The following is a 12,908-nucleotide window of genomic DNA, read 5'->3' as shown; positions in this document are numbered from 1 at the left end:
CACGGCACAATCCGTCGAGATGCGGGGCAGGGAACGCCACATGTAAAAGTGAGAATCATTTCTACTTGTCGGTTAGGATACGGCGCATCCTCGGTCACACCGTTCAAGCCCTAAGGAGCCCGCTTGTCCACGCCCGTCGAACCGTTGCGCTTGCTGCTGTTGGCCGATGAGCCGGAATGGGCTGCATTGCTGCGCGAATGTGTCCAGCCGCTGGCCGGCAGCGCGGTGCTGTTGACTGCGCCGAGCTGGGAGGCGGTGGACAGCCTGTTCGTTCACGATCGCCAGGCTGTGGTGCTGGCCACGCCCGACCTGCAGCCGGCACCCGGGCGCTGCGACCTGCCGACCATCCTGCTGCTGGAGCACGAGCCCGAGGCGCCTCCGGTGGGGGTGAGCGACTGGCTGGTGCGCGGGCAGCTGAACAGTGATGCGCTACGCCGCTCGTTGCGCCATGTACGCGAACGCGGTGTGCTTGTCGCCACCTTGCAACGCCTGGCCGAGCAGGACCCGCTCACCGGCATCGCCAATCGCCAGGGCTTCCAGGCACTGCTCACCGCCCGCCTGGCGGAGAACGCAGGCCGCGGCCTGGCCCTCGGCCACCTGGACCTGGACAACTTCCGCCACGTCAACGACGCCCTGGGGCACCAGGGCGGTGACCGCCTGATCCTGCAGGTGGTCAACCGTCTCAAGCAGCAACTGGAGGCCGGCGACCAGTTGGCCCGCCTGGGCAGCGATGAGTTTGCGCTGTTGATCGACACCCGCCGCGACCCCAGCCGCGCCGAGCGCACTGCCGAGCGAATCGTCGAGGCCCTCGCCGAGCCCTACTGGATCGATGGCGAAAGTCTGCTGCTCGGCTGCAGCCTGGGCCTGGCCCATGCCCGTGCGCAAGCGGGTGCCGATCCGTTGATGTGGCATGCACACATCGCCATGCGCCAGGCCAAGGGCAGCCAGGGCTGCACGTATCACGTGTTCAACGAGCGGATAAACAGCAACGCCCGCAGCCTCGCCGACCTGGAAAGCGAGCTGCGCCGGGCCCTGCGTCGTGACGAGCTGGAACTGCACTACCAACCGCGCCTGAACCTCAGGGACGGCACCATCGTCGGCCTCGAGGCGCTGGTGCGCTGGCGCCATGCCGAGCGTGGCCTGCTGCCGCCGAGCGAGTTCGTGCCGCTGGCCGAGCAGAGCGGGCTGATCGTTCCGCTGGGCTACTGGGTCATCTCCCGCGCCCTGCGTGACATGCAGGCTCTGGGCGAGCACGGCCTGGCGCCGTTGCACATGGCGGTGAACCTGAGCTTCCGCCAGTTCCAGGACAGCCAGCTGTTGGCGACCCTGAGCCGGCTGATCGTCGAGCACGGCGTCGATGCGCGCTGGCTGGAGTTCGAGCTGACCGAGACCGCGGTGATGCGCCGCAACGAAGTGGTGCGCCAGACCATGGATGCACTGGGGCGCCTGGGTGTGCGTTTCTCGCTGGATGACTTCGGCACTGGTTTTTCGTCGTTCGTGCACCTGAACAGCCTGCCCATCACCTTGCTCAAGGTCGATCGCAGCTTCGTCGCTGGCATGGAACAGCGCGAAGAGAACCGCAAGCTGGTGCATGCGATGATCAACCTGGCGCACAACCTCAACCTGGAGGTGGTCGCCGAGGGGGTGGAAAGCGACGAGCAACTGGGGCTGCTGCGTGACTTCGGTTGCGACCAGGTGCAGGGGTTCCTGGTGAGCCGACCGTTGCCGATCGATGAGCTGATCGTCTACCTGTTCCAGGTGGGCAAGCCGCAGCTGGTGAGTGTTTAGCCTGTAGCGGCCCTGTCGCGGGGCCGCCACCGATTTCAGGCCGACACCGCCACCCCCACGGCCGCCTTGCCCAGCAGCCGCTTCATCCGCCATTCGAACGCCAGTGTCAGCGCCACCGCCGCGCACGCCAGCCCCAGCGCCAAGCCCCACCAGATACCCACCGCACCCCCGCCGAGGGTGAAGGCGAACACCCAGGCGCAGGGTGCGCCCACCAGCCAATAGCACAGCAGGCCGATCACGAACGTGGTCTTGGCGTCCTTCAGGCCGCGGATCGAGCCCATGGCGATGGTCTGTGTGCCGTCGAACAGCTCGAACCAGGCGGCCACCATCACCAACTGCACGGCGAGCGCGAAGATGGCGGCGAACGCCGGGTCATTGCGGTCGACCAGCAGCCCCACGAAGGTTTCCGGGAACAGCCAGAACAGCACCGCGAAGGCGAACATCACCACCGCGCCCAGGCCGATTCCGATGCGCCCGGCGCTGCGCGCGGCCAGCAGGTTGCCTGCACCGTAGTACAGCCCGACCCGCATGGTCACCGCGTAGGACAGCCCGGTCGGCACCATGAACGCCGCGGAAATGATCGGCAGGGCGATCTGGTGCGCGGCCAGCTCGGTATCGCCCAGTACACCCATGCACAGGGCGGCGAAGGCGAACAGGCCGACCTCGACGATGTAAGTGCCGCCGATCGGCAGGCCCAGCCGCCACAGCTCGCGCAGTGCATCGAGCGAGGGGCGTGACAGGCCTTTGCGCAGCGGATAGGCGTCGTATGCGCGGTGCCAGTGGATGTACAGCGCCAGGGCGATGGCCATGCCCAGCGACACCACGGCAGTGACCAGGCCGATGCCCATCAGGCCCAGCTTGGGCAGGCCGAACATGCCTTCGATCAACGCGTGGTTGAACAGGTAGTTGAGCACCGTGCCCACCAGGCTGATGATCATCACCGGGGTCGAATGGCCCAGGGCACTGGTAAAGCCGCGCAGGGCCATGAAGGTCAGGTAGCCGGGCAGCGCCAGGGGCAGCAGGGTGAGGAACTGCATGGCCATATCGACGTTGTCCGGGCGTTGGCCGAACAGCAGCAACACAGGCTTGAGGTTCCACAACACCAGGGCCGCGCCCAGCGCCAGGCCCCAGGCCAGCCACAGGCCGTTCTGCGCCAGGCGCGTGGCCCCGGCGATGTCACCTGCGCCCTTGCGGAAGGCCACCAGGGTGCCGACCGCAGCGATCACGCCCAGGCAGAAGATCGACACGAACGAGTAGCTCGCCGCACCCAGGCCGCCCCCTGCCAGCGCCTGTGGGCTGATGCGCGCCATCATCAGGGTGTCGGTGAGCACCATCAGCATGTGCGCCAATTGCGAGGCGACCAGGGGCCCGGCCAGGCGCAGCAGAGCCTTGAGTTCGGTGGTGGGCGCGACATGCATGGGGCGAAGTCCTTGAGTATGAGTCCTACAGCGAGAATTGGGGATTCTGAGGCTTCGGTCAGCATTCCACAAAAGGATAAAAGCGATCGTTGGCATGAGTTCAACTCATGGATGTATGATTTCGATGATTCGCCTCATGCCCACGTATGACAGGTGTCCCATGTCCCGTCAGCTACCACCGCTGTATGCCCTGCGCGCATTTGAAGCGGCCGCGCGGCTGAGCTCCTTCACCCGCGCCGGGGAGGAGTTGTCCATTACCCAGAGTGCGGTCAGCCGCCATATCCGCACCCTCGAAGAGCACTTTGCCTGCCGGCTGTTCGTGCGCAACGGCCGCAACCTGCAGCCCACCGAGGCGGCGCGGATGCTGCTGCCTGGCGTGCGCGACGGTTTCGCGGCACTGGAACGGGCCTGCAATACCTTGCGCGGTGAGGACGACATCCTGCGCATGAAAGCCCCCTCGACCCTGACCATGCGCTGGCTGCTGGCGCGCCTGAGCCGTTTCCGCCACTTGCAGCCGGGCAACGAGGTGCAACTGACCAGCGCCTGGATGGACGTCGACCATGTGGACTTCAATCAAGAGCCCTTCGATTGCGCGGTACTGCTCAGCGATGGCAGCTTTCCGGTGGATTGGGAGGTGCGCCGGCTGTTCGCCGAGCTGCTGATCCCGGTGGGCGCCCCGGACCTGCAGGCCGAGGCGCCCTGGGACGCGCGCAGGCTGGCCAGCGTCGAGCTGCTGCACCCGACGCCCGATCGTCGCGACTGGCGCAGTTGGCTGGCGCGCATGGGCCTGAGCGAAACGGTGTCGCTCAAGGGCGGGCAGGTGTTCGACACCCTGGAGCTGGGCATGATCGCCGCCGCCCGGGGTTATGGGGTGTCGATGGGTGACCTGCTGATGGTCGCCGAAGACGTCGCCCAGGGGCGCCTGAGCCTGCCATGGCCGACGGCGGTGGCCAGCGGTCTGGACTATTACCTGGTGTGGCCGCGCACCCGGCCGGGGGGCGAGCGACTGCGGCGCTTGAGTGCCTTCTTGCAGGAGGAAGCGGCGGCGATGGATTTGCCTGAGGTGGAGATCCTGGGAGCGTCTTGAGCGGGCCGATTCAGAGCGTATTCGTTGCAAGATTTTTCATGAAATCCGCCCGCGAACCTTGAGCAAGGCTGATTGGAAGTGAACAATGTTCGCTTTCGTATTCTCGCCGAGATCGCCCCATGACTCCCCGTTCCCGTCCGCTCGCCTGGTTGCCGGCCTTGTTGCTCGGTCCGGTGCTGGCGCTGTGCAGCACCCTGGCGCAGGCCGAAGCCCCCGCCGAGGCCACCAAGGCGTTGCACCTGCTGGACTACATCGGTGCCGACTACCCGCCGACCGTGCATGACGGCAAGGTGGTGGATGAGGGTGAATATCGCGAACAGCAGGAGTTCAGCGGGGTGCTGGCCGAGCTGGTCAAGGGCTTGCCCGCCAACCCCGAGCGCGACGCCCTCGAGCAGGGTGTGCAGGCGCTGCGCCAGACCATCGAGCAACGCCAGGACGGTGGCGCCGTGGCGCACCAGGCTCGGCAGTTGGGTGCGCGGCTGGCGGTGGCCTATGAGGTCAGCCAGGCGCCGGTGATCACGCCGGATCCGGCTCGCGGTGCCGCGCTGTATGCGCAGAACTGCTCGATCTGCCACGGTGACAGCGGTGCCGGTGACGGCCCGGCGGGTGTCGGCCTGGAGCCTGCGCCGGCCAACCTGCGCGAAGCCCAGCGCCTTGACCAGTTGAGCCTGTTCGACCTGTACAACACCCTCGGCCTGGGTATCGAGGGCACCGAGATGCCGTCATTCGCCGATCAGCTCGACGAGCGCCAGCGCTGGGACGTGGCCGCCTACATTGCCAGCTTCACCGCCGACCCGCAGGCGGCCAAGGGCGACAAGACCTGGAACATCGCCGACCTGGCCCGCCAGACCCCGGCCGAAGTCGGCGCCAATGAAGGCGCCGACGCCGTTGCTGCATTCCGTGCCCAGCGCGCCCAGCCACCGCAGGTCAAGCGTGGCCCGGCACAGCTGCTCGAATACACCTCCAGCACCCTGGACAAGAGCCTGGCGGCCTACCGCGAGGGCGATCACGACCAGGCCTACGACCTGTCGGTGGCCGCTTATCTCGAAGGTTTCGAGCTGGTGGAGAGCTCGCTCGACAACATCGACGCGCAGGTGCGCAAGGATACCGAGAGGTCGTTGATGGCCTACCGGCAGTCGCTGCAGGATGGCCTGCCTGCCGAGCAGGCCGCGCAGCGCCTGGCCGAGGCCAAGGTCAAGCTGGAGCAGGCTGCGAAACTGCTTGGCAGCGACGGCCTGAGCTGGTCGCTGAGCTACATCTCCGGGCTGCTGATCCTGCTGCGCGAGGGCCTGGAGGCGATCCTGGTGCTGGCGGCGATCCTCGCCTTCCTGCGCAATACCGGGCAGCAGTCGGCGGTACGCAGCGTCAACATCGGTTGGGGCCTGGCCCTGGTTGCAGGTTTCGCCACCTGGGCCCTGGCGGCCTACGTGATCGATGTCGGCGGCGCCCAGCGCGAGTTGCTCGAGGGCTGCACGGCGCTGTTCGCTGCGGTCATGGTGCTGTGGCTGGGGGTGTGGATGCATGACCGGCGCCACGCCGCAGCCTGGCAGGACTACATCAAGAGCAGCCTGCTCAGTGGCGGCGGGCGCTTCGGCTTCGCCTTGCTGGCGTTCTTCTCGGTGTACCGCGAGCTGTTCGAGGTGATCCTGTTCTACGAAACCCTGTGGCTGCAGGCCGGGCCTGCCGGGCACCAGGCGGTGCTGGCCGGTGGTGCCACTGCGCTGGTGTTGCTGGTGGGGTTGGCCTGGGTGATCCTGCGCGGGTCGGCGAAGCTGCCGCTGTCGCTGTTCTTCAGCATCAACGCCGCGTTGTTGTGCGCCCTGTCGGTGGTGTTCGCCGGGCACGGCGTCAAGGCGCTGCAGGAAGCTGGAGTGCTGGGCACGCGGCCGGTGCCGTTCTTCGAGTTCGATTGGCTGGGGATTCACGCCGACGCCTATTCGCTGAGTGCGCAGGCGGTGGCGTTGCTGGCTATCGTGGCGCTTTACGGGCGCTCGCGGATTGCCGAGAAGCGCAGGGTAGCAGCGAACTGAGGTCGGGGCTGGCACACTATCTCTTTTCGAATTACGGAAACATCGTCATGCGCATATGGATCGACGCCGACGCCTGCCCCAAGGCGGCCAAGGACCTGATCGTCAAGTTCGCCCTCAAGCGCAAGCTGGAAGTGGTGATGGTGGCCGGCCAGGCGGTGGCCAAGCCGGCCTTCGCGATCGTGCGGTTGATCGTGGTGCCCAGCGGCATGGATGCCGCCGACGACTACCTGGTGGAGCATGCCGAGCCCGGCGAGCTGGTGATCTGCAGCGATGTACCGCTGGCCGATCGCCTGATCAAGAAGGGTGTAGCGGCGCTGGATCCGCGTGGTCGCGAGTTCGACGAGCGCAACATGGGGGATCGGCTGGCGGTGCGCAACCTGTTCACTGAATTGCGTGAACAGGGGCAGGTCGGCGGCGGGCAGGCGCCCTATGGCGAGCGGGAGAAGCAGGCGTTTGCCAATTCGCTGGATCGGATCCTCACGCGGTTGATGCGTTGACCTTTTCGCGGCCTTGCCCGCGAAAAGGCTCGCCCTGATGCGTTTCAGTCCTTCTCGTGAGTCAGCTCCAGCACCCGGTCCACCAGTTTGTAGATCCCACCCGCCGCTTCGCTGATCGACTTGGCCAGCATGTAGGCCGGGGTGGTCACCAGCTTGCGCTGGGTGTCTTCGACGATGTCATGTACATCGCACTCTTCATGGGTGCCGCCCATCTTCACCACGGCTGCGCTGGTGCCGGCATCGTTGCCGATGGTGCAGACCACGCCCGGGCCGTAGATCTTCGCGGCCAACGCCGGCGAGATGCAGATCAGGCCGACCGGCTTGCACGCCGCCGCGAAAGCCTCGGCCAGCGCCAGCACATCGGGGTTCACGCTGCAGTTGGCGCCTTCGACGGCGAAGTTGGACAGGTTCTTGGCTGCGCCGAAACCACCGGGCACGATCAGCGCGTCGAAGTCCTCGGCCTTGGCTTCGCGAATGTCCTTCACTTCACCGCGGGCGATGCGCGCCGACTCCACCAGCACATTGCGCGACTCGGGCATTTCTTCGCCGGTCAGGTGGTCGATCACGTGCATCTGCGCGATGTTCGGCGCGAAACACTGCACCTGGGCGCCGCGCTGGTCGAGGCGCAGCAGGGTGATCACGCTTTCGTGGATTTCGGCGCCGTCATAGACGCCACAGCCGGAAAGAATCACCGCTACCTTTTTCGTCATGCTCATTACTCCAGTGTCGAGGCGCTAAATGTCCTCTAGTTTGGCAGATGTGGCCATAGGGGTTGTGTGCGACGCGGCCTAATCTCTGTGGATAACGCTTGGAATCGTCGCCATGGACCTGATTCTGCTGGCCGTGCCGTTCTTCTTCGTGCTGATTGCTGTGGAGCTGGTCGCCGACCGGCTGCGCGGGCAGCGCAACTATCGTCTGGCCGATTCGATCAACAGCCTGAGCACCGGGGCGCTGTCGACCAGTACGGGGCTGCTGACCAAGGGCGTGGGGCTTGTCAGCTACGCGTTGGTCTGGGAGCACCTGGCCCTGCTGCGCCTGCCGGACAGAGCGGTTTGGGTCTGGCTGCTGGCGTTCGTGCTCTACGACTTCTGCTATTACTGGCTGCACCGCCTGGGCCATGAGCGCAACGTGCTGTGGGCGGCGCATTCGGTGCATCACCAGAGCGAGGAGTACAACCTCACCACCGCCCTGCGCCAGACCAGCAGCGGCTTTCTCTTCTCGTGGATCTTCTACCTGCCGCTGGCCGTGGTTGGCGTACCGCCGCTGGTGTTCGTCACCGTGGCATCGCTGAACCTGCTGTACCAGTTCTGGGTGCATACCCGCCACGTGCCCAAGCTGGGCTGGCTCGAGTGGGTGCTGATCACGCCGTCCAACCATCGCGTCCACCATGCGCAGAATCCTTTGTACTTGGATCGCAACTACGGCGGCGTGTTCATTCTCTGGGATCGCCTGTTCGGCACTTTCCAGGAGGAAGACCCGCGCGAGCCCGTGGTGTTCGGCGTGACCACGCCGCTGGCGAGCTGGAACCCGTTGTGGGCCAACCTGCAGTTCTATGCCCAGCTCTGGCGCGATGCGCGGCGCACTCGCAGTCTGTGGGACAAGCTGCGGATCTGGTTCATGCCCACCGGTTGGCGACCGGCGGATGTGGCGCTGGGTTATCCACAGGCCAAGGCCGATCTGGCGCAGTTTCGCAAGTTCGAGATACCGCTGGGCCGGGCCCAGCAGCTGTACGTGGCGCTGCAGTTCGCCGTGTATGCGGGCTTGGGCAGTTACCTGATGGAGGTGGCCGACCGCGTGCCGCCAGTGGCGCTGGTGCTGGGCTGGACACTGATGGCGTTTGGCTTGTTCGTGCTTGGGATGGCGCTGGAGAACCGGCCTCGGGCCGCGCGCCTTGAGCTGCTGCGGCTGGTGTCCAACGGCCCGGCGCTTTACCTGGGCGGGGCGCTGGGCCTAGGGACGGTTACGCCCTTGGCCTGGCTTCTGCTCGGGCTCTACAGCCTGCTCAGCCTGTGGGGATTGGCCTTCTGCCGCCGCCTTGCGCTCCGCACGCAGGTTGCGGAAACGTCGGCGCAGCCAGAGCAGTCCGCCCAGCACCAGCAGGCCACCGAGCACCCATAGCTCGTATTTCTTCACGTTGCCCAGCAGGCCTTCGAGGATGGCGCCGAAGTGATAGGCCGCCGCGCCCAGGGCCAGGGCCCAGATTGCCGCGCCGATGCCGTTGAGCAGCAGGTAGCGCCGCGGAGGATAGCCGGACAGGCCGATGGCCACCGGCATCACGGTGCGCAGCCCATAGACGAAACGGAAGCTCAGCACCCAGATGTCGGGATGGCGGCGGATATGCTCCAGCGCGCGGTCGCCCATCGCCTGCCAGCGCGGTTTGCGCGCAAGGATCTTGCGCCCGTGGCGACGGCCCATGAAATACCAGAGCTGGTCACCGGCATAGCTGCCGAAGAACGCCACCACCACGACCAGGCTAATGTCCATGTATCCACGGAACGCGAGGAATCCTGCAAGTACCAGGATGGTCTCGCCTTCGAAGAAGGTGCCTAGAAAGAGGGCGAAATAGCCGAAATCCTGCAGGAATTGTTGAAGCATTTTCTGAGGTGCTGGCGAAATGAACGCGCAGCCTACCCCTTCGCGCGCCTGGGGGAAAGTGTCCAAATGTGTCTCGACGTGAACATTTCCTACAAGGACAATGCCTGCGGCCACAAGTCGCAGGGTTGCTCTTCCCTGTAACCTAGGCGTCATAATGGGCGCTTATAACTGTCGCGCTAGCCCGCCTGCGCGGGCTCAGGAGTCTGCCGTGAGTTTTACCCCCGCCAACCGCCTGTTTCCTGCTACCCGCCTGCGTCGCAACCGCCGGGACGAATTCTCCCGTCGTCTGGTTCGCGAGAACACCCTGACCGTCGATGACCTGATCCTGCCGGTATTCGTGCTGGACGGCGAAAATCGCCGCGAGGAAGTGCCGTCGATGCCGGGCGTCGAGCGCCTGTCGATCGACCTGCTGCTCGAAGCCGCACAGGGTTGGGTGGAGCTGGGGATTCCGGCGCTGGCGCTGTTCCCGGTCACCCCGGTGGAGAAAAAGTCCCTCGACGGTGCCGAGGCCTGGAACCCGGACGGCATCGCCCAGCGTGCCACCCGCGCCTTGCGTGCGCGCTTCCCGGACCTGGGGGTGATCACCGACGTTGCGCTCGACCCCTTCACCACCCACGGCCAGGACGGCATCCTCGACGAAGAGGGCTACGTGCAGAACGACATCACCGTCGACGCCCTGGTGCGTCAGGCGCTGTCGCACGCCGAAGCGGGTGCCCAGGTGGTGGCGCCGTCCGACATGATGGACGGTCGTCTGCAGGCGATCCGCGAAGCCCTGGAGCTGGCCGGTCACGTCAACGTGCGCATCATGGCTTACTCCGCCAAGTATGCCAGCGCCTACTACGGCCCGTTCCGCGATGCGGTCGGCTCGGCGCTGAACCTGGGCAAGGCCAACAAGGCCTCCTACCAGATGGACCCGGCCAACAGTGACGAGGCCCTGCATGAAGTGGCCACCGACCTCGCCGAAGGCGCCGACATGGTCATGGTCAAGCCGGGCATGCCGTACCTGGACATCGTTCACCGCGTCAAAACCGAATTCCGCGTGCCGACCTTCGTGTATCAGGTCAGCGGCGAATACGCCATGCACATGGCGGCCATCCAGAACGGCTGGCTCAGCGAAGCCGTGATTCTCGAATCCCTAACCGCTTTCAAACGGGCCGGCGCCGATGGCATCCTCACCTATTTCGCCGTGCGTGCCGCTCAATTGTTGAGAGGGCAGTAACGCCCTCACAGGAACGTCAGATGAATAACGAAGTGCTCACTGCTGTCGAGATCAAGGAAGCCAAGGCCCTCCCGGAGGAACTGATGCAGACCCCGCCGGACCTCCCAGCGGCGCCTGCACCTGAGCCGGTGCCTGTCGTCGAGGCCGCCGCCCCGGCGCCGGCCCCGGCGATTCCGGTGCCGGGCCTGGACGACAGCAGCCTGTACATTCATCGTGAACTTTCGCAGCTGCAGTTCAACATCCGCGTGCTGGAACAGGCGCTGGATGAGTCCTACCCGCTGCTGGAGCGTCTGAAGTTCCTGCTGATCTTCTCCAGCAACCTCGACGAGTTCTTCGAGATCCGCGTCGCCGGGCTTAAGAAGCAGATCAATTTCGCCCGCGAACAGGCCGGCGCCGACGGCCTGCAGCCGCATCAGGCGCTGGCGCGGATCAGCGAGCTGGTGCACCTGGAGGTGGACCGCCAGTACGCGATCCTCAACGACGTGCTGCTGCCGGAGCTGGAGAAGCATGCGATTCGCTTCATCCGCCGCCGCCACTGGACGCCCAAGCTCAAGACCTGGGTGCGTCGCTTCTTCCGCGACGAGATCGCCCCGATCATCACCCCGATCGGCCTCGACCCGACCCACCCGTTCCCGCTGCTGGTGAACAAGAGCCTGAACTTCATCGTCGAGCTCGAGGGCGTCGATGCCTTCGGTCGCGACTCGGGCCTGGCGATCATTCCGGCGCCACGCCTGCTGCCGCGGGTGATCCGTGTGCCGGAAGAGGTTGGCGGCCCCGGCGACAACTATGTATTCCTGTCGTCGATGATCCACGCTCACGCCGACGACCTGTTCCAGGGCATGAAGGTCAAGGGCTGCTATCAGTTCCGCCTGACCCGAAACGCCGACCTGGCGCTGGACTCCGAAGAGGTCGACGACCTTGCCCGCGCCCTGCGTGGCGAGCTGTTCTCGCGCCGCTACGGCGATGCTGTGCGCCTGGAGGTTGCCGACACCTGTCCGAAGCACCTCTCCGACTACCTGCTCAAGCAGTTCAGCCTGAGCGAGAGCGAGCTTTACCAGGTCAATGGCCCGGTCAACCTGACCCGTCTGTTCAGCATCACCGGCCTGGACAGCCACCCGGAGCTGCAGTACACCCCGTTCACCCCGGCGATCCCGAAGATCCTGCAGAACGCCGACAACATTTTCAGCGTCATCAGCAAGCAGGATGTGCTGCTGATGCACCCGTTCGAATCCTTCACCCCGGTGGTCGACCTGCTGCGCCAGGCCGCCAAGGACCCGCACGTGCTCGCTGTGCGCCAGACCTTGTACCGCTCCGGGGCCAACTCGGAGATCGTCGACGCGTTGGTCGATGCGGCGCGTAACGGCAAGGAGGTCACTGCGGTGATCGAACTGCGTGCGCGTTTCGACGAAGAGTCCAACCTGCAGATGGCCAGCCGCCTGCAGGCAGCCGGCGCGGTGGTGATCTATGGCGTGGTCGGCTTCAAGACCCACGCCAAGATGATGCTGATCCTGCGCCGCGAGCAGGGCGAGATCGTCCGCTACGCGCACCTGGGTACCGGTAACTACCACGCCGGCAACGCCCGCCTGTACACCGACTACAGCCTGCTGACCTCCGATGACGCACTCACCGAGGACGTCGGCAAGCTGTTCAGCCAGCTGATCGGCATGGGCAAGACCCTGCGCATGAAGAAGCTGCTGCATGCACCCTTCACCCTCAAGAAGGGCATGCTCGACATGATCGCCCGCGAGACGCAGTTCGCGCTCGACGGCAAGCCGGCGCACATCATCGCCAAGTTCAACTCGCTGACCGATGCCAAGGTCATCAAGGCCCTGTACAAGGCGAGCCAGTCGGGCGTGCGCATCGACCTGGTGGTGCGTGGCATGTGCTGCCTGCGCCCGGGCATCCCGGGGGTGTCGCACAACATCAATGTGCGCTCGATCATCGGCCGCTTCCTCGAGCACACGCGGGTGTTCTACTTCCTCAACGGCGGCGAGGAGCAGATCTACCTGTCCAGCGCCGACTGGATGGAGCGCAACCTCGACAAGCGTGTCGAGACCTGCTTCCCGGTAGAGGGCAAGAAGTTGCTGCTGCGGGTGAAGAAGGAGCTCGAAGGCTACCTGACCGACAATACCCAGGCCTGGACCTTGCAGCCTGATGGTCGTTATGTGCGCAGCACGCCGACCGGCAACCAGAACCCGCGCAGCGCCCAGGCGACCCTGCTGGAGCGCCTGAGCAACCCGGTGCTGAACGTACGGTAGTCAGATTGCTGGGGCT

9 protein-coding genes and 1 pseudogene are annotated in these 12,908 nt (G+C 65.5%); 7 read left to right on the top strand and 3 right to left on the bottom strand.

The annotated features are described in order from the left end of the window. Positions 1-123: 123 nt before the first annotated feature. Positions 124-1,788 carry a bifunctional diguanylate cyclase/phosphodiesterase gene (locus tag HU748_RS15705; RefSeq protein WP_186721048.1) on the top strand — a complete coding sequence of 555 codons (1,665 nt, stop codon included), beginning with the start codon at positions 124-126 and terminating at the stop codon, positions 1,786-1,788. Positions 1,789-1,823: 35 nt separating this feature from the next. Here the strand turns inward: HU748_RS15705 and HU748_RS15700 are convergent, their stop codons facing one another. Next, positions 1,824-3,206: a NorM family multidrug efflux MATE transporter gene (locus tag HU748_RS15700; protein ID WP_186669892.1), complete on the bottom strand. Its 1,383-nt coding sequence runs from the start codon at positions 3,204-3,206 to the stop codon at positions 1,824-1,826. Positions 3,207-3,366: 160 nt separating this feature from the next. Between HU748_RS15700 and HU748_RS15695 the strand changes: the two genes are divergently transcribed. The 3 genes from HU748_RS15695 to HU748_RS15685 all read left to right on the top strand — a co-directional run bounded on the left by HU748_RS15695 (position 3,367) and on the right by HU748_RS15685 (position 6,820). Then, positions 3,367-4,293, top strand: coding sequence for a LysR substrate-binding domain-containing protein (locus HU748_RS15695; RefSeq protein WP_186721046.1), 927 nt, complete (start codon positions 3,367-3,369; stop codon positions 4,291-4,293). A 119-nt stretch (positions 4,294-4,412) separates the two neighbouring features. Next, entirely contained in the window at positions 4,413-6,323 is a 1,911-nt protein-coding gene (locus HU748_RS15690) for a cytochrome c/FTR1 family iron permease (RefSeq protein WP_186721044.1), read from the top strand. Between the two features lie 47 nt (positions 6,324-6,370). Continuing rightward, positions 6,371-6,820 carry a YaiI/YqxD family protein gene (locus HU748_RS15685; protein WP_186721042.1) on the top strand — a complete coding sequence of 150 codons (450 nt, stop codon included), beginning with the start codon at positions 6,371-6,373 and terminating at the stop codon, positions 6,818-6,820. 44 nt (positions 6,821-6,864) lie between these two features. Here the strand turns inward: HU748_RS15685 and elbB are convergent, their stop codons facing one another. Then, the gene (gene elbB / locus HU748_RS15680; RefSeq protein WP_186721040.1) at positions 6,865-7,530 is read right to left on the bottom strand and encodes an isoprenoid biosynthesis glyoxalase ElbB; all 666 of its coding nucleotides are present in this window, start codon (positions 7,528-7,530) and stop codon (positions 6,865-6,867) included. A gap of 112 nt (positions 7,531-7,642) precedes the next feature. Here elbB and HU748_RS26465 point away from each other — a divergent pair. Next, positions 7,643-8,269: pseudogene (locus tag HU748_RS26465) on the top strand (sterol desaturase family protein); the annotation flags it as partial. Between the two features lie 501 nt (positions 8,270-8,770). Here the strand turns inward: HU748_RS26465 and HU748_RS15670 are convergent. Further along, positions 8,771-9,415 (bottom strand): DedA family protein, encoded by a 645-nt coding sequence (locus tag HU748_RS15670; protein WP_186669887.1) that lies wholly within the window; start codon positions 9,413-9,415, stop codon positions 8,771-8,773. Between the two features lie 208 nt (positions 9,416-9,623). On the opposite strand from HU748_RS15670, the gene hemB reads away from it, so the two are divergent. Continuing rightward, complete coding sequence (hemB, locus tag HU748_RS15665; RefSeq protein ID WP_186669886.1) at positions 9,624-10,634, top strand: porphobilinogen synthase; 1,011 nt, start codon at positions 9,624-9,626, stop codon at positions 10,632-10,634. Between the two features lie 20 nt (positions 10,635-10,654). Continuing rightward, entirely contained in the window at positions 10,655-12,892 is a 2,238-nt protein-coding gene (gene ppk1 / locus HU748_RS15660; RefSeq protein ID WP_186721038.1) for a polyphosphate kinase 1, read from the top strand. Positions 12,893-12,908: the final 16 nt, after the last annotated feature.

Origin of the sequence: Pseudomonas sp. RW3S2, from assembly GCF_014268955.1 — a bacterium.
GTDB classification, from domain to species: Bacteria; Pseudomonadota; Gammaproteobacteria; order Pseudomonadales; family Pseudomonadaceae; genus Aquipseudomonas; species Aquipseudomonas wayambapalatensis.
Note: the sequence above shows the minus strand (reverse complement) of the source record. Positions and strands in the feature narration are given on the sequence as shown.